The organism is Alcaligenes sp. 1735tsa3, from assembly GCF_024134565.1.
Taxonomy (GTDB): Bacteria; Pseudomonadota; Gammaproteobacteria; order Burkholderiales; family Burkholderiaceae_B; genus Alcaligenes; species Alcaligenes phenolicus.
Genome location: NZ_CP099862.1, coordinates 3,541,341 through 3,564,183, shown reverse-complemented (window position 1 = coordinate 3,564,183; position 22,843 = coordinate 3,541,341). Strand labels below are relative to the sequence as shown.

The following is a 22,843-nucleotide window of genomic DNA, read 5'->3' as shown; positions in this document are numbered from 1 at the left end:
CTCCTGACAAGGGCACCGGTGCGCAGCACCGGCAAACCCTCAGCCCGGACACCCTGAAGCTAGGCTTAACTGGCGTCTTCAGCAACGATCTCTTCCGACTGTTAAACCTCGCTTTCCAATTAAATGAAATGACGAAGCCCCCAAAAAGAAAAAGCCCCAGGCAGAAATAATCCACCCAGGGCTTCAACCTATCAAGGCCTGATCAAACAAAGATCATGTTCACACCAGGCCCGCATTCAACACAGCATCAAGCCTCCTGATACAGCTTGCTGCCCTGTTGAACAAACTGCACTGACATTTCCTTCATCCCCTGATCCACAGCGGACTGTTCATCCAGACCGTTAGCCTTGGCATAGTCCCGTACATCCTGTGAAATCTTCATGCTGCAGAACTTGGGGCCACACATGGAGCAGAAGTGCGCCACTTTCATCGAGTCTTTCGGCAAAGTCTCGTCGTGGAACTCACGCGCTGTATCCGGGTCCAGACCCAGATTGAATTGATCATCCCAGCGGAATTCAAAGCGCGCCTTGGACAAGGCATTATCCCGGAATGCCGCCGAAGGATGTCCCTTGGCCAAGTCCGCGGCATGTGCTGCGATCTTGTAAGTGATGATGCCGTCCTTCACGTCCTTCTTGTTCGGCAAGCCCAGATGCTCCTTGGGCGTCACATAGCACAGCATCGCCGTACCTTGCCAGGCAATCATCGCTGCACCCAAACCGGAAGTGATGTGATCGTAGCCCGGCGCAATGTCCGTTGCCAAAGGCCCCAAGGTGTAGAAGGGGGCCTCATGACAGTGCTCCAGCTGCAACTGCATGTTCTCTGGAATCAAATGCAAAGGCACATGACCAGGACCTTCAATCATGACTTGAACATCATGCTTCCACGCTACCTGGGTCAACTCGCCCAGGGTACGCAGTTCCGCGAATTGTGCCTGATCATTAGCGTCATAGCCCGAGCCGGGACGCAAGCCATCGCCTAGCGAGAAAGCCACGTCGTACTGCTTCATGATCTCGCAGATGTCCTCGAAATGCTCGTACAGGAAGCTTTCGCGGTGATGCGCCAGACACCACTTTGCCATGATGGAACCACCGCGCGAAACAATGCCTGTCATGCGGCTGGCCGTCATGGGAATAAAGGGCAAACGCACACCGGCATGAATGGTGAAATAGTCCACGCCTTGCTCGGCCTGCTCAATCAAGGTGTCGCGGAAAATATCCCAAGTCAGATCTTCGGCAATGCCGCCGACCTTTTCCAGGGCCTGGTAAATAGGCACCGTACCGACAGGAACCGGCGAGTTGCGAATAATCCATTCGCGCGTCTCATGGATATTCTTGCCCGTGGACAAATCCATGATGGTGTCCGCACCCCAGCGAATCGCCCAGGTCATTTTTTCGACCTCTTCGCCAATGGTGGAGCCCAGGGCGGAGTTACCGATATTGGCGTTGATCTTCACCAGGAAATTGCGGCCAATAATCATGGGCTCGGTTTCCGGGTGGTTGATATTGGCGGGCAAAATGGCTCGGCCACGCGCAATTTCATCACGAACAAACTCGGGGGTGACCGTGGTGGGCAAGCTGGCACCGAAACCTTGACCAGGGTGTACCTTGGTCAGGCGACGAGCCATCTCTTCACCTTGCGGACCGCTGGCGCGCAAGCTTTCAATGTATTGCTCGCGTCGCAGATTTTCCCGAATCGCCACAAACTCCATTTCGGGAGTGATGATGCCGCGCCGTGCGTAATGCATTTGCGTGACATTAGTGCCCGAAATGCTGCGTCGTGGCTGACGCTTCAACTCGAAGCGCAAAGTATCCAGCTCCGGATCGGCCTGGCGAGCCTGACCGTACTGGCTGTTGAGCCCCGCCATCAACTCGGTGTCCTTGCGCTCGCTGATCCAGGCTTGACGTAGCGGGGGCAGGCCTTTGCGAATATCGATCTGTACCGAGGGGTCCGTGTAAGGACCACTGGTGTCATAAACGCTTAAGGGAGGATTCGGCTCGGCGCCGAAGTGGCTGGGCGTATCAGCCAGGGAGATTTCCCGAAAAGGCACACGCAGATCAGGCCGTGAGCCGGTTTGGTAGATTTTTCGGGAGTTGGGTAAGGGCTGGATCGCAGCCGGGTCTACGCTGGCCGCTGTGGCCGTAAAAGAAGGGGTTTTGCTTGTCATTGCAGCTCCAAAGAAATGGTGGAGCCGATATAGGAAGAAGTGCCGTGCAGGCATTGCACCTGTGGCACACGCTCCCAGCATCGGCATTATCCGTACTGGTACGAGGGTTTATCTCAACCCGCCAAATGGCGAGTACCCCTGCGTGCTGACAAGTATAGGTATCTTGGAGCTGCTTGTGGACGTATAAGGCTTATTTTCTTTTCATACCGTTGAGCAGATGACGGATGGTTTGATCCAGATGGTCACGCTCTTTGGGCGGCAAAGCCACAATCTCGTCCACGGAAAAGCGGTTGAAGGGCCAGGTCACAATCGGTGGGCCTTCGCCGGAGTCTTGCAAGGTGGTGGCATGGGCTGCACTCAGCTCCATATTGCCCAACCCGTTTTTCAGCCATTGAGCACTGATATTCAGGGCTTTGGCCAGATCCAGAATTTCGCGCGCGTCACGCCGCGTACCACTCTCGTAATTGGAGATGGCGCTTTGACTGAGGTTGCACAGACGAGCCAGCTCGGCTTGAGAAAAGCCGCGTTGCAGGCGGGCGTGGCGGAGGCGATCAGAGAAGTGTTTCACAGTACAGATTGTTCATGGAACGCCCTGCACGATGGTTTTGAGTAAAAATGTCGTATGTGATAAAAATGTCTGGCTTAACCGGCTGAATGAAACGAAGAGAAGCTTAAGATGGGGGCAGCACCAGATTTGTCGGGTTCAAGCCTGTGCTTAAAGCTTGAATGTCAGGGGCGTTTAACAAGGCAGGCGGTATAGGCGGGTAGAACGTACGGTGCCTAGCGTTTTTTCATGCCGTCCAGTAAATGACGCAAAGTGCGATCGAGCAAATCACGTTCGCCATCTGCCAAAGCAACCACTTCATCGACGGAAAACAAACGGAAAGGCCAGGTAACAATGGGAGGACCATCCAGGGGTTCGGACAATGTGTAGCTGTCCTGCGTGAACTCCATCGTGCCGATCCCCTTGCGCAACCACAAAGCGCTGACATTCAAGGCTCTGCTCAACTCCAGAATTTCACGCGCATCCCGACGAGTGCCATTTTCATAATTGGAGATGGCGCTCTGGGTCAATCCGCATAGACGTGCCAAATCTGCCTGAGAAAGACCGCGATGTTGACGTGCGTGGCGAAGGCGTTCGGAGAAATGTTTCACACAACAGATTGTTGATGTAAAGCCAAACACGATGGTTTTAATTAAAAATCACAGTCGTGATTTATACTGTCCGGCATAGTCATCAGATGTCATTATAGTTAAGGTATCAACTATGTCGGTTGCAAATGAAATTGCTGGCGGTCCTGTTGTTCTGTACCTGGCCACGGCTATCCCTGATCGAAACTTACTAGAACAACAAATTCAGGCTCTGGCAGAACGTGGTTATCGTCTTATTTTTTGCCCGGATGCGACGGCTTTGCTGCAGTTGGCCCAAACGCGGGGCCGTTACGCCGGTTCGATATGTATTGCCTGGTTGGGCGGGGCCTTGGCGGAAATCTGCTCGGCGGCCGTGCGCTTACGTATGCTGTGTCCGCAAATTGGAATCCTGATGCAGTCTGATGCGACGGACTCGGCCATGCTGCAAGCCTTGCATAGCGGCGGAGATCAGTTTTGCCCCAGGGATGCGTCTTTGGAGTTGCTGGCAGCCAGTTTGCACAGCTTGCAGCGGCGCATGATGCAGATGCCCATCATTCCTGAACCGTCTCAGCCCCAGGAGTGGGTGCTGGATCAGGAGGGCTGGGCCTTGATATCGCCTGTCGGGATCTCGTTTAGCCTGACCAGCACGGAGCGCGCCTTCATCGTCCGCTTGCTGCGCGAAGAGGATCGCCGGGCCAGTCATTACGAGTTGATGCGGGCTGTGGCTAGTAAAACGGATGTAATCAGCAATCCGCCCGGTGCTTCGCATATCAACCGTCTGGGCGTTCTGGTCAGCCGTATGAGACGCAAATTCAACCAGGGAGGCACGGTTCTGCCTATCCGCTCGATTCATAACTGGGGCTATATGTTCGCTGCTAATTGCCAGTTGCTGGCCTAGTCAGGATGTCATCAGGGCAGGGCAGTTGAAAAAGGCCCTGTCGGTTATACCGGCAGAGCCTTTGTTCATGCTGTGGGGGGGCAGGGCTTAGTAATAGCGCTGCACTGACAAGTCGTCTGCACGGATGGCAGGCTCCTTGTTGCTGATCAGATCAGCCAGCAATTGCGCACTGCCGGTAGCCAAGGTCCATCCCAGCGTACCGTGGCCGGTGTTCAGGAACAGATTGGAGTAGCGGCTACGCCCCACAATTGGGGTGCTGTCCGGCGTCTTGGGACGCAGGCCGGTCCAGAAATGCAGATCTGCATCGCTTTGGTAGCTGCCGGGGAACAGATCATTCAGGACCATCAGCAAGGTCTGTTCACGGCGGGGATTCAGGCGCTTGTTAAAGCCGACGACCTCGGCCATGCCGCCCACGCGAATGCGATTATCAAAGCGGGTCAGGGCGATCTTGTAGCTTTCATCCAGCAACGTGGACTGAGGCGCACGCGAGGCATCCGCAATTGTGGCGGTAATGGAGTAGCCCTTTAACGGGTAGACCGGGATGGCCTGCAGGTCTTTCATCAAACCCGTAGACCAGGAGCCCAAGGCCACCACGTAGGCATCGGCAGTCAACAGGCCATCGGAGCTTTGGACGCCGCTGATCTGCGTGCCGTTGCTGTGAATGCGCTGAATGTTCTGGTTCCAGCGGAATTCCACGCCTTCCTTCTCGGCCAATTCGCTAAGGCGGCGGGTGAACATCTGGCAGTCGCCGGTTTCATCTTCCGGGAAGCGCAGGCCACCGCTTAGTTTGTGCTCTACGTGGCGCAGAGCCGGCTCAATCGTGTGCAATTCGGAGGCGGACAGCAGCTCGTAGGGCACGCCAGCTTCTTTCAGGACCTCGATGTCGGCGGCAATGCCGTCCAGCTGCTTTTGCGTACGGAAAAGCTGCAAGGTGCCTTGGGCACGGTGCTCGAATTGAATGTCGGTCTGGGCGCGCAACTCGGCCATGCAGTGGCGGCTGTATTCAGCCAGACGTACCATGCGTTCTTTATTGATGGCGTAGCGGTCTGCTGTGCAGTTGCGCCACATGGCCAGCAGCCACTTGATTTGTGTCAGCGTGCCATCCGGGCGAATCGTCAGGGCCGGATGTTCGTCGAACATCCACTTGATGGCTTTGCGCGGGATACCCGGCGCAGCCCAAGGGCAGGCATAGCCAAAGGACAACTGACCGGCGTTGGCAAAACTGGTTTCCAGAGCGGGCCCAGCCATGCGGTCGATGACCGTTACGCTGTGTCCTTGGCGGGCAAGATAATAAGCGCTGGTTACGCCTTCTACGCCAGCACCTAGCACGAGGATCTTCATACGGTTCCTTGGGCGCATCGCCCGAAAGGGAAAGTGTTGCAATCAGGCGCGAAAAAACCGCGCGCACTGTCGCAATTCGATACGTTTTATCCGTCTATTTCAACAGGCGGGCAGGGTAGGGGTCAAGGATTAGTCCTGATCCGGTGCACTGCGTGGGAACACCATATTGTTACGGTGTATCAGCTCTGTATCGTGTTCGCTGCCCAGCAATTCATTGATCAGGTGGCTGGGTTGGCCCATGATGCGGCGGGTGTCGTCTGAGGAGTAGTTGATCAGACCACGGGCGTATTCCACGCCGTGCTTGTCCACGCAGGCCACCACGTCGCCACGGTCAAATTCGCCTTCTACATGGGTGACACCGACGGGCAGCAGGCTCTTGTGACCGTCTACCAGCGCACGTACAGCGCCTTCGTCCAGCGATACGCGACCACGCACACGCAACTGGTCGACCAGCCAGCGTTGACGGGCCGAGCGTACGGGCAGGGTGGCACGCAGCTCGGTGCCGATGCGCTCACCTTGCGCCAGGCGGGACAGGACTTGCTGTTCGCGGCCAGAGGCAATAATGGTGTGGCCACCGCTTTGCGCAGCGCGTTTGGCGGCCAGGATTTTGGTGATCATGCCGCCGGTGCCGATATTGCTGCCCGAGCCGCCTGCCATGGCTTCCAGCGTCGGATCGCCCGCCTGTCCCAGCGAGATGAACTGCGCATCGGGATTGCTGCGCGGGTCGGCACTGTAAAGGCCAGCCTGGTCGGTCAGGATAATCAGGGTTTCGGCTTCGATCAGGTTGGTGACCAGTGCGCCCAGCGTGTCGTTGTCGCCCACGCGGATTTCATCCGTGACCACCGTGTCGTTCTCGTTCACGATGGGGACTACACCCAGGTCCAGCAAGGTGTTGATGGTGCCTCGTGCATTCAGGTAGCGATGGCGGTCGGCCAGATCTTCATGGGTCAGCAGAATCTGAGCGGTGCGCACACCATGGCGGGCAAAAGCCACTTCATAGGCTTGAATCAAGCCCATCTGGCCGACGGCCGCCGCCGCTTGCAACTCATTCATGGCCTTCGGTCGGCGCGGCCAGCCCAGGCGGGCCATGCCTTCGGCAATGGCACCGCTGGAAACCAGCACCAATTGCTTGCCTTGGGCATGCAGTTGAGCAATCTGGGTAGCCCATTGCTCTACGGCATCCAGGTCAATCCCTTTGCCCTCGTTGGTGACCAGGGAGGAACCTACTTTAATAACCAATCGGCGCGATTGCGCAACGGCCGATTCAGAATGAGAAGAGTGCTGCATGACGAGTTCAGAAATCCATCGCTTGGCGTGTAAATAGAGAAAATGCCAGGAGTAGGGCGGTTGGCTTAACCGCGTCTTCCGGGCATTTTGGGGTTCAGTCCTGGAGTCTAGATCCTGGACCTGTGTAGCACGATCAGTCTGGGGCAAACCTCTCGTCGTAAATATGGGTGCCGTCGGCAATATCTTGCTCGATATGCTCTTTGCGGCTTTCTTCATCCAGCCAGGATTGCAGCTGATAGACCAGATCCTGTGTACCGACACCGGTCAGGGCGGAGATACCAAAGACCGGGCCTTCCCAGTTCAGCTCTTTGAGCAGGCGGGCTTTCAGGTCTTCCGGGTCCGAGACCATGTCCAGCTTGTTCAGAACCAGCCAGCGTGGCTTGGCGTACAGCTCTTCGCTGTACAGACGCAGTTCTTCAACAATGGCACGGGCCTCTGCAGCCACTTTGGCTACAACATCCTCGTCCGGGTCCAGGCTGGATACGTCCAGCAGATGCAGCAAGATACGGGTGCGGGTCAGGTGGCGCAGGAACAAGTGTCCCAGGCCGGCACCTTCCGACGCGCCTTCGATCAGGCCAGGAATATCGGCCACTACAAAGCTGTGGGCTTCGGACGAACGCACCACACCCAGGTTGGGGTGCAAGGTGGTGAAGGGGTAATCCGCAATGCGCGGCTTGGCGTTGGAAATGCGGGTGATCAGCGTGGATTTACCGGCGTTGGGCATACCCAGCAGACCGACATCAGCCAGCACCTTCAGTTCCAGACGCAGCTTGCGATGCTCGCCTTCCTTGCCGTAGGTAAATTGACGCGGGGCACGGTTCACACTGGATTTGAAGTGCAGGTTACCCAAACCACCGGCGCCGCCTTGGGCCAGGGTTATTTTTTCGCCATGACGCTTCATGTCAAACAGCTGCTCGCCGGTTTCTGCGTCAAAAATCATGGTGCCAACGGGCACACGCAGGGTGATGTCCTCGCCACCCGCGCCATATTGGTCGGACCCACGGCCGTTTTCGCCGTTGCGAGCGCGGTGCAGGCGGGCGTAGCGGTAGTCGATCAAGGTGTTGACGTTACGGTCAGCCTCGGCATAAATGCTGCCACCGCGTCCACCGTCGCCGCCATTGGGGCCACCTTTTTCAATAAATTTTTCTCGGCGAAAACTGGCAGCGCCGTTTCCACCTTTGCCTGCGACCACTTCAATGGTCGCTTCGTCTACGAATTTCATGGTGATGAGTGCTGTATAGGTCCAGGGGCCGCAGAACCGTATGGGCTGCTGGTCTGGGAGCAGACCATTTTAAACAAAAACCCCAATTGCTTAGTGTATAGGAGATTGGCTTATCTGCCGGTATGTGCCGTGATAGTGGCCGATTTTTAATCTCTTGCTGTGGCCGTAGGGAGACTGGCTAAGCCGGGTGGGCGGGTTTGGGCGATGGCGGGTTGGCCATGCATAAAAAAAGCCCTGCCTAGGGCGGCAGGGCTTTTTCGCAGCGAGTACGCTTTGATCGGGTGGCTTATTCGCCAGCAACGACCGAAACGGTACGCTTGTTCAGAGCACCAGTGATGGAAAATTTAACTTTGCCATCGACCAGGGAGAACAGGGTGTGGTCTTTGCCAATGCCCACGTTCACGCCGGGGTGAAACTGAGTGCCGCGCTGACGAACAATGATGCCGCCAGCCGAAATTACCTGACCGCCGTAGACTTTAACGCCCAGACGTTTGGCCTGTGAGTCACGGCCGTTCCGCGTAGAGCCGCCGCCTTTCTTCTGTGCCATTTCTTTAGCTCCTAGATGAAGAAAATACCAAATTCGCTTTTAGCAACAACTTAGGCGTTGATCGCTTCGATGCGGATTTCGGTGTAGTTTTGACGATGGCCTTGCGTTTTGCGGTAGTGCTTGCGACGGCGCATTTTGAAAATCTTGATTTTGTCGTGACGGCCTTGCGCAAGAACAGTAGCCTTGACCACAGCGCCAGCAACGAAAGGAGCACCGATTTGCAGTGCTTCACCTTCGCCGACGGACAGAACCTGGTCAAGCGAAATTTCTTGCCCAATGTCTGCCGGTATCTGTTCTATTTTGAGTTTTTGGCCAGCAGTAATGCGATATTGCTTACCGCCGGTTTTTATAACCGCGTACATAGGGAATCCCTTAAAGAGTCAAACAGGCATCGCGTAAAAGGCCAATAACAGCCCGCTGTAATGCCATCTAACATAAAAAAATCTTGACACGCAAAATGCCAAGCAAAAAATAATAGGGCAAAAAGGCTTTGCTGTCAATGGCTTGGGCCTTCTCCTGTCTGTATTTTGCATCCAATCCTTTCGTTTTTCACTGGGTAGGCAGGGGAGGCCCCTTGTCTTCGGGTCGTAAAGGACGTGTGAGGGGACCTGCCTCGTCCAGAACAGGGCATATCGCTAATTTGTTACATTTCTCCTCAATCTGTGGCCTTTGAGTGGCTCGCCTTCCGCTACGGTAGAGCTGTTGCGTTCACAGAAGCGTAAGTCATTTATTTTTCGGACCTACTAAGGGGAAACGTATGAATAAGGACACGATCGAAGGCAAATGGAAACAACTGGCCGGTAAAGCCCGCAGCGTCTGGGGCGAAATTACGGATGATGAGTGGGCCAAGGTGAAAGGGGATGCCACGCAATTGGCCGGTCTGGTGCAAGAGCGCTATGGCCGTACCCGCGAAGAGGCGGAGCGCGAGGTTAAAGACTTCTACGACAAGTACGACCGTTAGCGGGTGGGAACCTTTTTTTGTCTGTAGGTATTTCATGAGCTGTCGTTGAGATGGCCCGTCAGACAAGGTGCTGTCCCTGTACGTACTGATGATGAGGAGAATCGTATGCTTTACTACGCCGTAATCTTTTTTATTGTAGCTATCGTGGCTGCTGTGCTGGGTTTTGGTGGCATTGCCGCTGGTGCTGCTTCGATTGCCAAGATCCTGTTTGTCGTGTTCCTGATTCTGGCGGTGCTCTCGCTGGTCAAGGGCATGGGCAAGAAATAGAACAAGCCCGCCAGTGGCGGGCTTGTCCGTAAGGAAAAACCGTCTCCACCGATTGGGTGGAGACGGTTTTTTTATCAGGAGCGGTAGTCCGCGTTGATAGTGACGTACTCGTGCGAGAAGTCGCAGGTATAAACCGTTTCGCTGTGTTGGCCACGGCCCAGAGAAACACGTACCAGAATTTCGGCTTCCTGCATGACGCGCTGGCCATCTTCTTCCTGGTAGTCGGGGTTGCGGCCACCGTTCACGGCCACCAGCACATCGCCTAGCCACAGACGCAATTTGCTCACGTCCAAATCGCTAATGCCGGCGTAGCCAATGGCGCACAGAATACGGCCCAGGTTCGGGTCGGAGGCAAAGAAGGCTGTTTTCACCAGAGGTGAGTGAGCGATGGCGTAAGCCACTTTCAGAGCTTCTTCGCTGGAACCGGCGTCATCAACCTGAATGGTCATGAACTTGGTGGCGCCTTCGGCGTCACGCACGATTTTCTGGGCCAGTTCGCGCGAGGCGTCGACCAGGGCATCCAGCAAGGTGTTGTAGTTCGGGTCTGCAATCGACTCTACCGTGACACCGCTTTGGCCGGTTGCCATGATGATGAAGGAGTCGTTGGTGGAGGTGTCGCCATCAACCGTAATGCGGTTGAAAGAGCGGTCCGCTGCCAGACGGCACATATCGCGCAGCAGTTCGGGAGCAATACCGGCGTCCGTAGCCAGGTAACCCAGCATGGTGGCCATATTGGGGCGAATCATGCCCGCGCCCTTGCTGATGCCGGTCAGTGTGATGGTTTTACCCGACAGCTGGATTTGACGAGACACGATTTTGGGTTGCGTGTCGGTGGTCATGATGCTGTGAGCAGCATTGAACCAGTTGTTGTCGGCCAGATCGTTCACCGCCGCAGGCAGAGCGCCCAGCAGGCGATCCATGGGCAGAGGCTCCAGAATCACGCCGGTGGAAAAGGGCAGCACTTGCTGGGGCAGGATGTTCAGCAGGCGCGCGGTTTCCGTGCAGGTTTGCTGTGCTTTTTCCAAACCAGCCTGACCTGTGCCAGCGTTGGCATTGCCGGTATTGATGACCAGGGCGCGGATGCCATCGTGCGTAGCCAAGTGCGCTTCGCACACTTGTACTGGAGCAGCACGGAAACGGTTGGTGGTGAACACACCGGCCACGCTGGTGCCGGGGGCCAATTCAAACACGGTCAGGTCGCGTCGGTTGGCCTTGCGAATACCGGCTTCGGCAATACCGATTTTGACACCGGCAACGGGGTGAATATCAGATTCAGAGGGAATGAACAGATTGACGGCCATGACGCGATCCGAAAAACAATGTTAAAGGCGGCTCAAAGCAGTAATGATACTTGCTTTGAGCCGCCTGAGCATATCTTTGGTCGCGCCGGAGCGCTTAGCTTTCGCGAGCAGCCATGGCCACGTTGTTGCGAGTGATCAGCTTGAGTTCGCCCAGGGCTTCAAACAGGTTGACGCGCGCTTTTTCCGACAGGTTGGCAAACATCTCCTGTAGCCACTGCTCGTGGGAGGCCGCCATTTTCTTGAACTGGCGCTTGCCCTTGGGTGTCAGGCGGATCAGGGAGCTGCGACGGTCGGTGAGCACCTTGATGCGTTCGACCAAACCTTCTTTTTCCAGCTGATCGGTAATGCCCGTGATATTGCCGTTGGTGACCATCAGGTGACGGGACAGCTCGCTCATTTTCATGCCAGCGGGCTGACGCTGCAATTGAGCCATCAGGTCAAAACGGGGCAGTGTGGTCGTGTGCTCGGTACGCAGGCGACTGCGAATTTCGCCTTCAACCAGATTGGTGCAGGCCATCAAGCGCAGCCACAGGCGGGTGTCGAAGTGGTCGTCGCTATGGGCACGGCTTTCCAAGTCGGGAGCGGCATCGGCGACGGCGGAAGCGGGGATATCGTTCATGATCATAGATAGCTTGCCTTAATGGTGCATGTCCAAAATGTTTAGCTTTGAAGGACGCAGACCGCAGCCATGAGCAAGCTGGGTTAGCTTGGTGGGTATCTTAGGGGCTGGTTCGAAGTTTGACATTGCGACAGATCAAAGTAAATTCGTTTTTAAGCTTAAATTAATCAACTTGATAGAAAGCACCGGCAAAGCAGGCAAAGCATTGGGTAAGGAAATGCAAACTCTTGTCTGCTATTTACTTTTAGGGCCACGGCTTTGAATAATCTTCGGACGGCGCTCTAACTTTGATCCGACACGATAAGCTGGCTAAATTCAAGTGATTATTTAGTTGAAGTATAAGGCATTTGCCTCTGTATCGCCTGTTCGCTTAATCACTTTTCTGCTTTTTTTGATACTTTTTTTTGTTTCAAAAATAATGCCTGCCGTAATTTTTCTTAATTGAAAAAAATGCATGCAGAAGATCGATTTATTTCTTATATCCTGAAATTCATTATTGAGTTTTGCGTTGCGCGGGCAAGGGCCTCAGAGGAGCCGGGATCAGTCTAGGATACCCCTTGAAACAGCGGAGGATGATGCGCTACTGCGGATAACCCGTAGTCGGGATTGCTGATACTGGAGCGTTTTTTTTGCTAATATCCTTTAGAACTAAACAATATAGACCTTGCCAATTTGGCTGGCGCCTTTGATGGACCAAGGTCTACGCCTGAGTGGGGCGTAATCTACGCAGGAGATAAGGATGGAACGTTCAGCGCACCTTGATACCTTTGCACGCGACAATCTGCCACCCATGGAGTGGTGGCCAGAGATGTTGCTGGAAGGCAATCCGGATGTGGACTATCCCGCTCGTCTCAATTGTGCCGTGGCGCTGTTGGGAGAGCAGGTAGCAGCGGGGCATGGTGATCGCGTGGCTTTGCAGTGGGCACAGGGCGATGAGAATCGCAGCCTGACCTACAAGCAGCTGGACGTGCTGACCAACCGTATTGCTCATGTTCTGGTTGAGGACATGAAGCTTGTGCCCGGCAACCGGGTTTTGCTGCGTGGTCCCAATAATCCCATGATGGCCGCCTGCTGGTTGGCCAGCATCAAGGCCGGTCTGGTCACGGTTCCCACCATGCCTTTGTTGCGGGCGGTGGAACTGAAGACGATTCTGGACAAGGCCGAGATTCATGCTGCCTTGTGTGACGAGCGCCTGCGTGAAGAGCTGGAACACTGCATGGACTCCACGCATGATTCCTACACGCCTGCTCTGAAGCAACTGTTGTGCTTTAACGATGAAAGCGCCAAGGGTCTGGAAGCCTTGTTGGCTGACAAGCCCGAAGAGTTCACCGCTTGCGATACGGCGGCTGACGATGTTTGTCTGATCGCTTTCACCAGCGGCACGACCGGCCAGCCCAAAGGTTGCATGCACTTCCATCGTGATGTGCTGGCAATGTGCGATACCTTCTCGCGTCACGTACTGCGTTTGACCCCGGATGATGTGGTCTGCGGTACGCCTCCTTTGGCCTTTACTTTCGGCCTGGGCGGTCTGCTGTGCTTCCCGCTGCGTGTGGGTGCATCCACTGTCCTGCTGGAGCGTCTGACGCCTTCCGATCTGCTGGGCATGATTGATCGCTTCAAAGTGACCATGAGCTTTACCGCACCCACCTTCTATCGTCAGATGGCTGGTTTGGTGGATCGTTACTCCTTGGCCAGCTTGCGTGCCACCGTGTCGGCAGGCGAAGCCTTGCCAGATGCGACGCGTCAGCTTTGGAAGCAGGCCAGCGGCATCGAGATGACAGATGGCATTGGTGGCACGGAAATGATTCACGTGTACGTGTCCAGCCCACCTGAAAAAGTGCGTGCTGGTGCCATTGGCCAAGTGGTGCCCGGTTATGTCGCCACGATTCTGGACGATGATCTGAATCCGGTGCCAGTCGGTACGGTAGGCCGTTTGGCCGTAAAGGGGCCTACAGGCTGCAAGTACCTGAATGACGAGCGTCAGAAGCAGTTTGTTCAGGGCGGTTGGAACTTCCCTGGCGACACCTTCAAGATGGACGAGGACGGCTACCTGTATTACCAGGCTCGTAACGACGACATGATTGTTTCCTCGGGCTACAACATTGCCGGTCCTGAAGTGGAAGGCACCTTGCTCAAGCACGAGGCTGTGGCCGAGTGTGGCGTTGTAGGTGCCGCCGATGAAGAACGGGGCCAGATTGTGCAGGCCTTCATTGTGCTCAAGCCTGGCTTTACCGGAAACGATGAGCTGAAAAAGAAGCTGCAGGATTTTGTGAAAGAGAACGCAGCGCCGTACAAGTATCCACGCGCCATTGAGTTCGTGACTTCCTTGCCTCGTACCGAGACAGGGAAGTTGCAGCGCTTTGTCTTGCGGCAGATGGCGCAAGACTGAGTGTTCAGAGCATAAAAAAAGCGGGCATATAGCCCGCTTTTTTTGTCCGGCGCTTTTAGTTTTTGAAGGTGGCAAAAACTTCGCGTGCCGCTTGCACAGTGGCGTCGGTAATGTCCGGGGTGTGCTGCACCGAAACAAAACCTGCTTCAAAGGCCGAGGGTGCGAAGTACACACCCTTGTCCAGCATGGCGTGGAAGAACTGCTTGAAGCGCTCGATGTCGCCAGCCGACACTTGGGCCAGGGAGGTGGGCACGGTTTCGCTGAAGTAGATACCGAACAAGCCGCCCTGGTGGTCTGCCGTAAAAGGTACGCCTGCTTCTTTTGCAGCGGCCTTCAAGCCCTGGATCAGGTTGGCGGTGTTGGCTGTCAGGGTGTCGTAGAAACCGGGTTGAGCCAGTTTCTTCAAGGTTGCCAGACCTGCGGCCACAGCAACAGGGTTACCGGACAGGGTGCCTGCCTGGTAAACACCACCGACGGGAGCGACACATTGCATGATGTCGCGACGGCCACCGAAAGCACCGACGGGCATGCCGCCACCAATCACCTTGGCCAGGGTGGTCAGGTCAGGACGAATGCCGGTCAGGCCTTGCACGCCTTGAGGGCCAACACGGAAGCCGGTCATGACTTCGTCAAAAATCAGTACGGCACCGTATTCGGTACACAGTTCGCGCAAGCCTTCCAGGAAGCCGGGGGCTGGGCGCACCAGGTTCATGTTGCCGGCAAAAGGCTCAACGATAATGCAGGCGATTTCGCTGCCTTTCTGCTTGAAAGCATCGCGCACGGCGTCCAGATCGTTGTAGTCCAGCACCAGGGTGTGGCCGACAAATTCGGCTGGCACGCCTGCAGAGGTGGGGTTGCCAAAGGTCAGCAAGCCGGAACCGGCTTTGACCAGCAAACTGTCAGCGTGGCCGTGGTAACAGCCTTCAAACTTGATGATGGTGTTGCGGCCGGTAAAGCCACGGGCCAGACGAATGGCGCTCATGGTGGCTTCGGTGCCGGAGCTGACCAGACGCACTTGCTCGATGGACGGCAGCATTTTGGTCAGAGTTTCAGCCAGCACGACTTCGCCTTCGGTAGGCGCGCCGTAGGACAGGCCGTGTACGGCGGCTTCCTGTACGGCTTTGATAACGTCCGGATCGGAGTGGCCCAGAATGGCCGGTCCCCAGGAACCCACGTAGTCCGTGTATTGCTGGCCGTCTGCATCCCAGATGTAAGGGCCCTGAGCGCGTTCGATAAAGCACGGGGTGCCGCCCACGGAACCGAAGGCACGGACGGGCGAGTTGACGCCGCCGGGGATGACTTTGCAGGCACGTTCAAAAAGTTCGGAGTTACGGGACATGAGGCAAGAATCCAGATGTGAAAAGGTCAAGGCCAGGCAAGGGGTCAGCGCATAAAGCGCGATGAGTCCTGGGCGTGAAAGTAGTCGGTAAAGCGTTGCGCCGTGGCGCGTATATCGCTGGTTTCAAACAGGCTGCTGATAACGGCAACGCTATCGACCCCTGCTTCCAGCAGTTCGGGCATTTTCTCGGGTGTGATGCCGCCAATCGCAACAATGGCAGCACGTCGTCCCTCGTGTTCTTGTTCTTGGCAAAGCAGTCGAGCTTGTCGCAAGGTGTTCAGTTCAGCCGGGGGGGCTTCGGGTTTGACGCTGGAAGGGTACATGGCACCAAAGGCAATGTAGTCTGCATCGTCTGCCAGGGCCTGGCGAGCCAGATCCAGACTGTTGTAGCAGGAGCGTCCCAGCAGGGCTTGCGGCCCCAGTGCCTGACGGGCCTGGGTCAACTCGCCATCGCTTTTACCCAGGTGCGCGCCTTGCACGTCAAACTCTTGCGCCCAGCTCCAGTGATCGTTCACCAATAGCGGCAGATCCAAAGACAGGCACAGCTTGATCAACTCTTTGAGTTGTTGCTGGCGGATTGGTTCCGGGCCGTTCTTGCGACGGAACTGCAAGACCTGCAAACCCCCTTCGTGAGCGGCACGTACTGCGTTCAACAAGCGGGCGGTGTCGTCCCATTCGGGAGTAATGCCGTATAGACCGGCAGGAAAGCGCAGGGTGGTGGCGTCAGTCATTTTGGGGAGCAACAGGGTTGAACAGGCGGTGGCCCATACCGGGCTGGAAGGTGTCACTGGCACGTGCCTGCAGGTGCAACAAGGCTGATTCTACCGCGTTATCCAGCTCGTGGCCTTGAGCCAGAAAGCTCAGGCAGGCGGTAGCCAGCAAACTGTCTATGTCCTGCTGACGCAGGCCGCCATCCAGCGGCATGCTGTAGTCCAGACGACCGTGATGTCCCTGAAAGCGCGTGTGCCATTGTCCGGCAGCACCGGGGACGCCGGTGACCAGTACGGCATTGGCTCCGTTATTCAACAAGGTTTCCACGGCATCGGGGGTGTCGCCCAGCAGCTCGTCGGCCTGCCAGCGCTCCAGGCTGGGGTGGTCGATCAATAATAAGGAGCTCAGGGGCAGGAGCAGGCGTAAACTGGCATCAAGAGCATCGTCCGCATCCAGCTCGTCCAGGCCGGTGGGCATGGCGCTCAGGTGCAGGACCAAGGGCAGTTCAGGGTAGTCGGAGCAAAGCTCGGCCACCATGCTGGCGATTTCAGGACTGTAGACAGGACCACACTTGATGGCCTGAATGTTCATGTCCTCCAGCAAGCAGCGCGCCTGGTCGTCGGCAATGTCCTCTGCCAGGGTCTGAATGTTTTCTTGCTGCGCGCTATCGCGCACCAGCAAGGCGGTGGGCACGCTGACGATATGGCAGCCCAGATGAGCGCCAGTGATGGCATCGGCGGGCAGGTGGGCACCGCCGCTGGGATCATAAGGAGCCAGCACGAGCGCCAGAGCAGGACTTGAATTTTTGATTTCAGCAGCCATCTTGTCTTGGTTACCCATGCAGGGCCGGCAAGGCTCTGGATGTCACGGGTTGAGTAATTTAGTAATATGAACCCCATTTTAATGGATTGCCCCGATTTGCACGCGGATCGGACTATGTTTACAAATACAGTAGGAATACTATGCGTACGTGGATGTGCCTGATTTGCGGCTGGATTTATGATGAAGAAGCAGGTTTGCCTGAGGAAGGCATTGCGCCGGGCACACTCTGGGAAGACGTCCCTCCGAACTGGGTCTGTCCCGAATGCGGCGCTCGTAAGGAAGACTTCGAAATGATCCAAGTGTGATCATCTCAAGTTCCAAGGTGGTTTGTTTTGACGGGAGGTGTGTATGAGTGCCACTAGCCAGTCCCCGCTAATCCAAGAAAGCGCTGATCTAACGCACCACCTGTTACTTGCCATGCCCGGTGTGGTTTCGGGCAGCTTGGCCGACACGGTGATTTATGTCTGTGAACATAATGAGCAAGGTGCCTTGGGCCTTGTTATCAATCGACCAACGGATCTGAGCCTGGTTGAGCTGCTGTCTCGTATCGAGGTGGATGTGGAAAACCGGGCTGATCTGGCCGCGACTTCTGTCTACTTCGGTGGACCGGTGCAAACGGATCGCGGCTTTGTTCTCCATGATTCCGATAAAACCTATACCTCCAGTCTGGGGGTAGGTGATCTGACTCTGACTACTTCGCGGGATGTGCTGCAGGACGTGGCCCAAGGCCAGGGGCCAGTGCATATGCTGGTCACGCTGGGTTATGCCGGTTGGGCTGCGGGCCAGCTGGAAAGCGAGATGGCCGACAATGCCTGGCTGAGCATCAAGGCTACCCATGAAATCCTGTTTTCTACCCCGGTTGGGGAGCGCTATGATCGCGCCCTGGCTTTGCTGGGAATCAGTCCTTTTACCCTGACAGGTGCTGCGGGCCATGCCTGAACACGAAACACCGTCAATGGTCAGCTCGGCGCAAACCTTGCTGGCCTTTGACTATGGCCTGAAAAAAATTGGCGTGGCGCTAGGCAACACCTTGACGCGCCAGGCCCGCCCTTATACGATTTTGCGGCCCGTTACACGGGAACAGCGCTTTGCGGCTATCGAGGCTTTGCTCAAGGAATGGCAGCCCGATCGCGTCGTGGTAGGTTTGCCTTTGACCCTGGATGGTGGCGAGCAGTATGCTTCGCTGCGGTGTCGGCGTTTTGCCAACCAACTGCACGGTCGCTATGGCGTTGCAGTAGACCTGGTCGATGAGCGGGGCTCCAGCATGGAGGCTCAAGAATTGCTGGGCAATAATGACGATGATGATGCCATGGCAGCTTGCGTGATCCTGCAGCGATATCTGGACAGCCTGCCACCGGCCTGAGCTCTCTACAAGGTTGCAGCCTTTTGATTAGTTTATTTCGTTTTAGTTGGCGCGCTGTCGCTCTGATTGTGTGGATCGTGGTCGGCTTGTTAAGCGTCGGTCTGCTTTTTCCGGTATTGCGTCCAGGCGGGCGCCGCGTCATGGTGTTGCGCATGTCGCGCCTCTTGATGCTGATCTGCGGCGTGCGTGTACTGCAGCACGGCCAGGCCGTTCAGGATCGCTCCGTGCTCTATGTGTCCAACCATATCTCCTGGTTGGACATTTTTGTACTCAACAGCGTGCGTAGTACCTCTTTCATTGCAAAAAGCGATATTCGCCGTTGGCCAGTGATTGGCTGGCTGGTGGCGGGTGCCGGGACGGTTTTCATTGAGCGCGGACAGCGTCGCGCCATTCAGATTGTCAGCCAGCAAATGGCTGTGTGCTTTGAGCGTGGTGATGCCGTAGGTCTGTTCCCTGAAGGCACCACTTCAACCGGACTGGATGTACAGCCTTTCCACGCCAGTTTGTTTGAGACGGCTATCAGCCTGAATGTGGATATTCAGCCGGTGGCTCTGGTATTTGAGCAGAAAGGTCAGCGCAGTGAGCGCTTTGCCTTTGTGGGCGAGCAGTCTCTGGTTGGCAATATCTGGGTTCTGCTCAGTGCGCGTAATGTCTCTGTGCACTGCCATTTTCTGGACCTGATGCCGGCTCAATCCTGTACGGAGTGGGGACGTTCGCAAACGGCACAAACAGCTCGTGAACAGATCCGTGCGGTCGTGTGCCCCGAGGCCGTCACTGTCGAGGCCTGATGGCTTTAGCCCGGTTTCTTGCTTTCCGGGCAGTGAATCTGAACCAGATGGCGGTCTTGCAGGCGTACAGCACTAAGCTGGCGACCCCAGACGCAGCCGGTATCCAGACTGATCACGGTAGGCGTGTTCAGCAAGCCCAGCGTAGACCAATGTCCAAAAATAATAGGGACCTGGGCACAGGCGCGATTCGGCATTTCATACCACGCTAGCAAGCCGGACTCGGCATCCGGCGCACCCTTGTGCTTGAAGTCCATGCGACCATTCACATCGCACATGCGCATGCGGGTCAAGGTGCTGACAATGGCGCGCAGGCGATCGTAGCCTTGTAGCCCAGCATCCCAGCGATCCGGGTTGTTGCCGAACAACTCAATAATCTTTTCTTGCCAGTCATCCGCACGTAAGAGTGCTTCCAGCTCGTGGGCGTATTCCAGCGTTTGCTCCGGGCTCCAGTCGGGGTGCACTCCGGCATGTACCATCAGATGGCCATGCTCATAATGAGCCAGCGGTTGGTGTCGCAGCCAGTCCAGCAGCTCTTGTGCGTCCGGCGCGGCCAGCAGTTCCTGCAAGGTATCCTGTTTGCCGGGCTTGCGCACCCCGGCAGCGACTGCCAGACAGTGAATGTCGTGGTTGCCCAGTACACAGACGGCGCGATCGCCCAGAGAACGAATCAGGCGCAACGCTCCCAGAGAGTCCGGGCCACGGTTGACCAGATCGCCTGCAAACCAGAATTTGGCCTGGCTGTCGGCTGCAACATCAGGATGGCTGAGCAAGCTGTCCAGGGGGCGGCAGCAGCCTTGAATATCACCAATCGCCCAGATGGCAGGGGAAGTAGCTAAGGACATGATTTAGTTGGTTGTGCTGGAGTTGCGACGACGCCGGTTGTGCCGGTTTTCCATCATGATAAGAGCACTCAAGGCCATGGCCATGGCGATCAGGTTCGGAACCAGAGCGGTGACCCACGGCGCCAGATTGCTGAGCATGGCCACGTTCAAGGCCAGCTGATTGATCATGAAAAAGCCCACGCCCAGCAAGATACCGGTAAAGACCTTGGTGCCCACACCGCCGTGGCGGGTCTGCATGAAGCCGATAGGCGCAGCAATGGTAATCATGACCAGCAAGGTAAAGGGGTAAGCGACTTTGCGCCACAGGGCCACAACCTGACGTTTGGTCTGCAGCTTGTTCGCGTCCAGGTAGCCGATGTAATCCTTCAGGTCCAGAATGGACATGCGCTCGGGGGTCACGACGCGTGCAATCAGTCGATCCGGCGTTAGCGTGGTGGTCAGCGTCAAGGTGGGGCGTTTTTCAATTTTGACCAGCGCTTGATCAGGTGCCTTATCCTGTGACAGAGCCGTGTGGGCCTGCTCATTGACTTGGGTTTCGGTAACGTCCTGCAAGTCCAGCTGGTTCTTGTGGAACTGTCCGCTGGGCGCTTGAGTCATTGCACTCAGGCGCTGCCCATCCGCGAAGTCGAACACGCTGACATCGCTTACTTTGCCATCGCCCTGCAGGTTGGCAATATTGATGATGCGCACCCCGCCACTGTCATTGCTCTCCTTGAACCAGTAGCCACTGTCCAGACGGCCGCCACCGGAACGTCCCAGCAAGGCCATGCCTTGCTCACTGGATTTGATCTCGGCCATGGGGGTGACATACTCGGACAAAACAAAGGCCCCCCCTACCAGGGGCAGGGTAATGGTCCAGAGCATCAGCATCATGTGCAGGCCGCTAACGCCTGACGCACGCAAAATTACCAGCTCATTGCGCTGAGCCAGACTGGCCAGGGCCAGGGTGGCACCAATCAACAGGCCAATGGGCAGCAGGTCGTACAGACGGGTGGGCAGCTCCAGGGCCTGGATGTAAAACAGATTCATCAGGGTGAACTTGGAACCGACCTTGTCCAGCTCTTCAATCAGGGCGAAAAAGGTGAACAGGCCAAGCAGGGCAATCAGCACCACGGCGCTGGAGCGATAGATTTCGGAAGCGAGATAGCGGCGTGCGGTGCGCATGAAAATAGGGCCCAGGAAAGACGTGGCTAGCTTAACAAAAATGCGGATTGCAGTCAGGGAATAGCGACTTGTCGCATACGTTGACTGATAGTGCGCGTGCGCGATTGCAAATAGGGGCTGTTACGGTTTTTGTCATAGTAGGCCGGGTTGGGCAACATGCCCGCCAGACGGGCGGCCTGCATGGCACTGAGCTTGGCCGCATCAACCTTGAAGTAGTGGCGTGCCGCCGCCTGGGCACCAAAAACGCCTTCTCCCCATTGAGCTACGTTCAGGTACAGCTCCAGGATGCGCTCCTTGCTCATGACGGTTTCAATCATATAGGTCAGAATCAATTCCTGACCTTTGCGCAGATAACTGCGTGATTCCGATAGAAACAGATTCTTGGCCAGTTGCTGGGAAATGGTAGAACCACCACGACGGCGGGTAGAGCCCTTTTCCGACTGGCGGCGGTTGTATTCCCAGGCTTTGCGAATGGCATCCCATTCGACCCCCGAATGGTTCAGGAAGTTCGAATCTTCGGAGGCAATCACTGCGCGTTTCAAATTGGCGCTGATCTTGTCGTACGGCACCCATTGATAGCGCAGTTCGGCATCCGCATTGGCGCTGCGCAACTGGCCCTGTTCGGCCGCCATGAAGGTGGTCATGCGGGGCGGCACCACGCTGTACCAGAGCACCATAAGAAACAGGGCGATCTGATAAAGCAGAACACCAGCGGCCACGGCCAGAACGGCCAGGCCAGCCAGTTTCCAGGGATGGGCCAGAAGGCGACGCACGTCAGATTTGTCCGATGTCCTGGCGCAGCTGGGCCAGTACGGGTTCGACATCGGCCTCTACGCCGTGCCAGATCTGAAAGCTGGCGGCCGCTTGGCCTACCAGCATGCCAAGGCCATCTTTGCTATGTGTGGCACCGGCTTGCTCGGCGGCACGCATGAAGGCAGTGGGTTCGCTGGCATAAAACATATCGTAGGCCAGAGAGTTGCTGCGATAACGGGCATCTGGCAGTTCGGGCAGATTCTGGTTCAGGCTGGCCGAGGTGGCATTGATCACAATGTCCCAGTCGCCACAATGATCGTCCAGACCGCCCGCGCTCAGGCGGCGGGAGGCATCCGGGTCCAGAGCAACGACCTGCTCACGAATGTCGTAGGCTTTGGCGCTGGTGCGGTTGATGATGTGCAGCATTTCGCAACCGGCTTCCAATAAAGGGAACACCACTCCACGCGAGGCACCACCTGCACCGATCAGCAAGATACGCTTGCCTTCCGGGTTGTGGCCGACACGCAGCAGGTCCGAGCACAGGCCCACGCCATCGGTATTGCAGCCGTGCAACTGCCCATCTTCCAGCCATAGCGTATTGACGGCTCCGGCCATGCGAGCGCGACGGCTCAAGCGTGGGCCCACCAGATCATAAGCCTGCTCTTTGAAGGGCAAGGTGACATTCAGGCCGCTGCCGTCCTTGAAAAACTCCTCCACGGTGGCGTTAAAGCCATCCAGTGGTGCCAGAATGCGCTCGTAGCTCAGGGCCAGATTGAACTGGCTGGCAAACTGCGTATGGATTTGTGGAGAGCGGCTGTGCTCGATAGGGTGACCAATAACGCCGTAGCGCTTGGCGGGAGTCGTGTCGGGCATGGTTAAGCGATGCTTGTCTTGTTGTGAGGTGTCAGCCCCAAGGCTGAAAGCGCATATTTTA

25 protein-coding genes and 1 riboswitch are annotated in these 22,843 nt (G+C 56.3%); of the genes, 8 read left to right on the top strand and 17 right to left on the bottom strand.

Features of this window, described 5'->3' with window-relative positions; translation table 11 throughout:
* Positions 1-247: 247 nt before the first annotated feature.
* The 3 genes from thiC to NIZ92_RS16500 form a co-directional block, all read right to left on the bottom strand.
* The gene (thiC, locus tag NIZ92_RS16510; RefSeq protein ID WP_060186658.1) at positions 248-2,164 is read right to left on the bottom strand and encodes a phosphomethylpyrimidine synthase ThiC; all 1,917 of its coding nucleotides are present in this window, start codon (positions 2,162-2,164) and stop codon (positions 248-250) included.
* 55 nt (positions 2,165-2,219) lie between these two features.
* Positions 2,220-2,314, bottom strand: a riboswitch (TPP riboswitch).
* A 40-nt stretch (positions 2,315-2,354) separates the two neighbouring features.
* On the bottom strand, positions 2,355-2,732 hold the full coding sequence (locus NIZ92_RS16505) for a helix-turn-helix domain-containing protein (RefSeq protein ID WP_022983604.1): 378 nt from the start codon (positions 2,730-2,732) through the stop codon (positions 2,355-2,357).
* A gap of 212 nt (positions 2,733-2,944) precedes the next feature.
* A complete protein-coding gene (locus tag NIZ92_RS16500) occupies positions 2,945-3,319 on the bottom strand; it encodes a helix-turn-helix domain-containing protein (protein WP_022983603.1) in 375 nt (124 codons plus the stop codon).
* A gap of 112 nt (positions 3,320-3,431) precedes the next feature.
* Between NIZ92_RS16500 and NIZ92_RS16495 the strand changes: the two genes are divergently transcribed.
* Positions 3,432-4,193 carry a helix-turn-helix domain-containing protein gene (locus tag NIZ92_RS16495; protein WP_035270428.1) on the top strand — a complete coding sequence of 254 codons (762 nt, stop codon included), beginning with the start codon at positions 3,432-3,434 and terminating at the stop codon, positions 4,191-4,193.
* Between the two features lie 87 nt (positions 4,194-4,280).
* Here NIZ92_RS16495 and NIZ92_RS16490 read toward each other — a convergent pair whose 3' ends face one another.
* The 5 genes from NIZ92_RS16490 to rplU all read right to left on the bottom strand — a co-directional run bounded on the left by NIZ92_RS16490 (position 4,281) and on the right by rplU (position 8,952).
* A complete protein-coding gene (locus NIZ92_RS16490; protein WP_009460560.1) occupies positions 4,281-5,534 on the bottom strand; it encodes a D-amino acid dehydrogenase in 1,254 nt (417 codons plus the stop codon).
* A gap of 129 nt (positions 5,535-5,663) precedes the next feature.
* A complete protein-coding gene (proB, locus tag NIZ92_RS16485) occupies positions 5,664-6,821 on the bottom strand; it encodes a glutamate 5-kinase (protein WP_026484420.1) in 1,158 nt (385 codons plus the stop codon).
* Positions 6,822-6,954: 133 nt separating this feature from the next.
* Positions 6,955-8,043, bottom strand: coding sequence for a GTPase ObgE (gene obgE, locus NIZ92_RS16480; RefSeq protein ID WP_009460564.1), 1,089 nt, complete (start codon positions 8,041-8,043; stop codon positions 6,955-6,957).
* A gap of 286 nt (positions 8,044-8,329) precedes the next feature.
* A complete protein-coding gene (gene rpmA / locus NIZ92_RS16475; RefSeq protein ID WP_009460566.1) occupies positions 8,330-8,590 on the bottom strand; it encodes a 50S ribosomal protein L27 in 261 nt (86 codons plus the stop codon).
* A gap of 50 nt (positions 8,591-8,640) precedes the next feature.
* Positions 8,641-8,952, bottom strand: coding sequence for a 50S ribosomal protein L21 (gene rplU, locus NIZ92_RS16470; RefSeq protein WP_003801901.1), 312 nt, complete (start codon positions 8,950-8,952; stop codon positions 8,641-8,643).
* Between the two features lie 395 nt (positions 8,953-9,347).
* Between rplU and NIZ92_RS16465 the strand changes: the two genes are divergently transcribed.
* Together NIZ92_RS16465 and NIZ92_RS16460 are read left to right on the top strand one after the other, a co-directional pair.
* Positions 9,348-9,551, top strand: coding sequence for a CsbD family protein (locus tag NIZ92_RS16465; protein ID WP_009460568.1), 204 nt, complete (start codon positions 9,348-9,350; stop codon positions 9,549-9,551).
* A gap of 105 nt (positions 9,552-9,656) precedes the next feature.
* On the top strand, positions 9,657-9,818 hold the full coding sequence (locus tag NIZ92_RS16460) for a DUF1328 domain-containing protein (protein WP_009460570.1): 162 nt from the start codon (positions 9,657-9,659) through the stop codon (positions 9,816-9,818).
* A 74-nt stretch (positions 9,819-9,892) separates the two neighbouring features.
* Here the strand turns inward: NIZ92_RS16460 and argJ are convergent, their stop codons facing one another.
* Entirely contained in the window at positions 9,893-11,119 is a 1,227-nt protein-coding gene (argJ, locus tag NIZ92_RS16455; protein ID WP_137430655.1) for a bifunctional glutamate N-acetyltransferase/amino-acid acetyltransferase ArgJ, read from the bottom strand.
* 94 nt (positions 11,120-11,213) lie between these two features.
* Entirely contained in the window at positions 11,214-11,744 is a 531-nt protein-coding gene (locus tag NIZ92_RS16450; RefSeq protein WP_009460574.1) for a MarR family winged helix-turn-helix transcriptional regulator, read from the bottom strand.
* Between the two features lie 733 nt (positions 11,745-12,477).
* On the opposite strand from NIZ92_RS16450, the gene NIZ92_RS16445 reads away from it, so the two are divergent.
* On the top strand, positions 12,478-14,127 hold the full coding sequence (locus NIZ92_RS16445; RefSeq protein WP_009460576.1) for an AMP-binding protein: 1,650 nt from the start codon (positions 12,478-12,480) through the stop codon (positions 14,125-14,127).
* A 55-nt stretch (positions 14,128-14,182) separates the two neighbouring features.
* Here NIZ92_RS16445 and hemL read toward each other — a convergent pair whose 3' ends face one another.
* The 3 genes from hemL to NIZ92_RS16430 are packed head-to-tail and all read right to left on the bottom strand — an operon-like array spanning position 14,183 to position 17,017.
* On the bottom strand, positions 14,183-15,466 hold the full coding sequence (gene hemL, locus NIZ92_RS16440) for a glutamate-1-semialdehyde 2,1-aminomutase (RefSeq protein ID WP_035270437.1): 1,284 nt from the start codon (positions 15,464-15,466) through the stop codon (positions 14,183-14,185).
* 44 nt (positions 15,467-15,510) lie between these two features.
* Positions 15,511-16,197, bottom strand: a complete 687-nt coding sequence (gene thiE, locus NIZ92_RS16435; RefSeq protein WP_022983601.1) for a thiamine phosphate synthase — start codon at positions 16,195-16,197, stop codon at positions 15,511-15,513.
* Complete coding sequence (locus NIZ92_RS16430; protein ID WP_009460580.1) at positions 16,190-17,017, bottom strand: bifunctional hydroxymethylpyrimidine kinase/phosphomethylpyrimidine kinase; 828 nt, start codon at positions 17,015-17,017, stop codon at positions 16,190-16,192. Before NIZ92_RS16430 ends, thiE begins: the two co-directional genes overlap by 8 nt.
* A 122-nt stretch (positions 17,018-17,139) precedes the next feature.
* Here NIZ92_RS16430 and NIZ92_RS16425 point away from each other — a divergent pair, with 122 nt between their 5' ends.
* From NIZ92_RS16425 to NIZ92_RS16410, 4 genes are all read left to right on the top strand, one after another.
* A complete protein-coding gene (locus tag NIZ92_RS16425) occupies positions 17,140-17,304 on the top strand; it encodes a rubredoxin (protein WP_009460582.1) in 165 nt (54 codons plus the stop codon).
* 112 nt (positions 17,305-17,416) lie between these two features.
* A complete protein-coding gene (locus NIZ92_RS16420; RefSeq protein ID WP_009460584.1) occupies positions 17,417-17,938 on the top strand; it encodes a YqgE/AlgH family protein in 522 nt (173 codons plus the stop codon).
* A gap of 16 nt (positions 17,939-17,954) precedes the next feature.
* On the top strand, positions 17,955-18,362 hold the full coding sequence (gene ruvX, locus NIZ92_RS16415) for a Holliday junction resolvase RuvX (protein ID WP_009460586.1): 408 nt from the start codon (positions 17,955-17,957) through the stop codon (positions 18,360-18,362).
* 23 nt (positions 18,363-18,385) lie between these two features.
* Positions 18,386-19,150, top strand: a complete 765-nt coding sequence (locus tag NIZ92_RS16410; RefSeq protein WP_009460588.1) for a 1-acyl-sn-glycerol-3-phosphate acyltransferase — start codon at positions 18,386-18,388, stop codon at positions 19,148-19,150.
* A 5-nt stretch (positions 19,151-19,155) separates the two neighbouring features.
* On the opposite strand, the gene NIZ92_RS16405 is transcribed toward NIZ92_RS16410, so the two are convergent.
* Genes NIZ92_RS16405 through aroE form a run of 4 tightly spaced genes read right to left on the bottom strand, consistent with a single transcriptional unit; the run spans position 19,156 to position 22,782 of the window.
* On the bottom strand, positions 19,156-19,992 hold the full coding sequence (locus tag NIZ92_RS16405; protein ID WP_115634419.1) for a symmetrical bis(5'-nucleosyl)-tetraphosphatase: 837 nt from the start codon (positions 19,990-19,992) through the stop codon (positions 19,156-19,158).
* A 3-nt stretch (positions 19,993-19,995) separates the two neighbouring features.
* Positions 19,996-21,156 (bottom strand): LPS export ABC transporter permease LptG, encoded by a 1,161-nt coding sequence (gene lptG, locus NIZ92_RS16400; RefSeq protein ID WP_022983599.1) that lies wholly within the window; start codon positions 21,154-21,156, stop codon positions 19,996-19,998.
* Between the two features lie 53 nt (positions 21,157-21,209).
* A complete protein-coding gene (gene mtgA / locus NIZ92_RS16395) occupies positions 21,210-21,929 on the bottom strand; it encodes a monofunctional biosynthetic peptidoglycan transglycosylase (RefSeq protein WP_035275164.1) in 720 nt (239 codons plus the stop codon).
* 1 nt (position 21,930) lies between these two features.
* Positions 21,931-22,782, bottom strand: a complete 852-nt coding sequence (gene aroE, locus NIZ92_RS16390) for a shikimate dehydrogenase (protein ID WP_035270447.1) — start codon at positions 22,780-22,782, stop codon at positions 21,931-21,933.
* Positions 22,783-22,843: the final 61 nt, after the last annotated feature.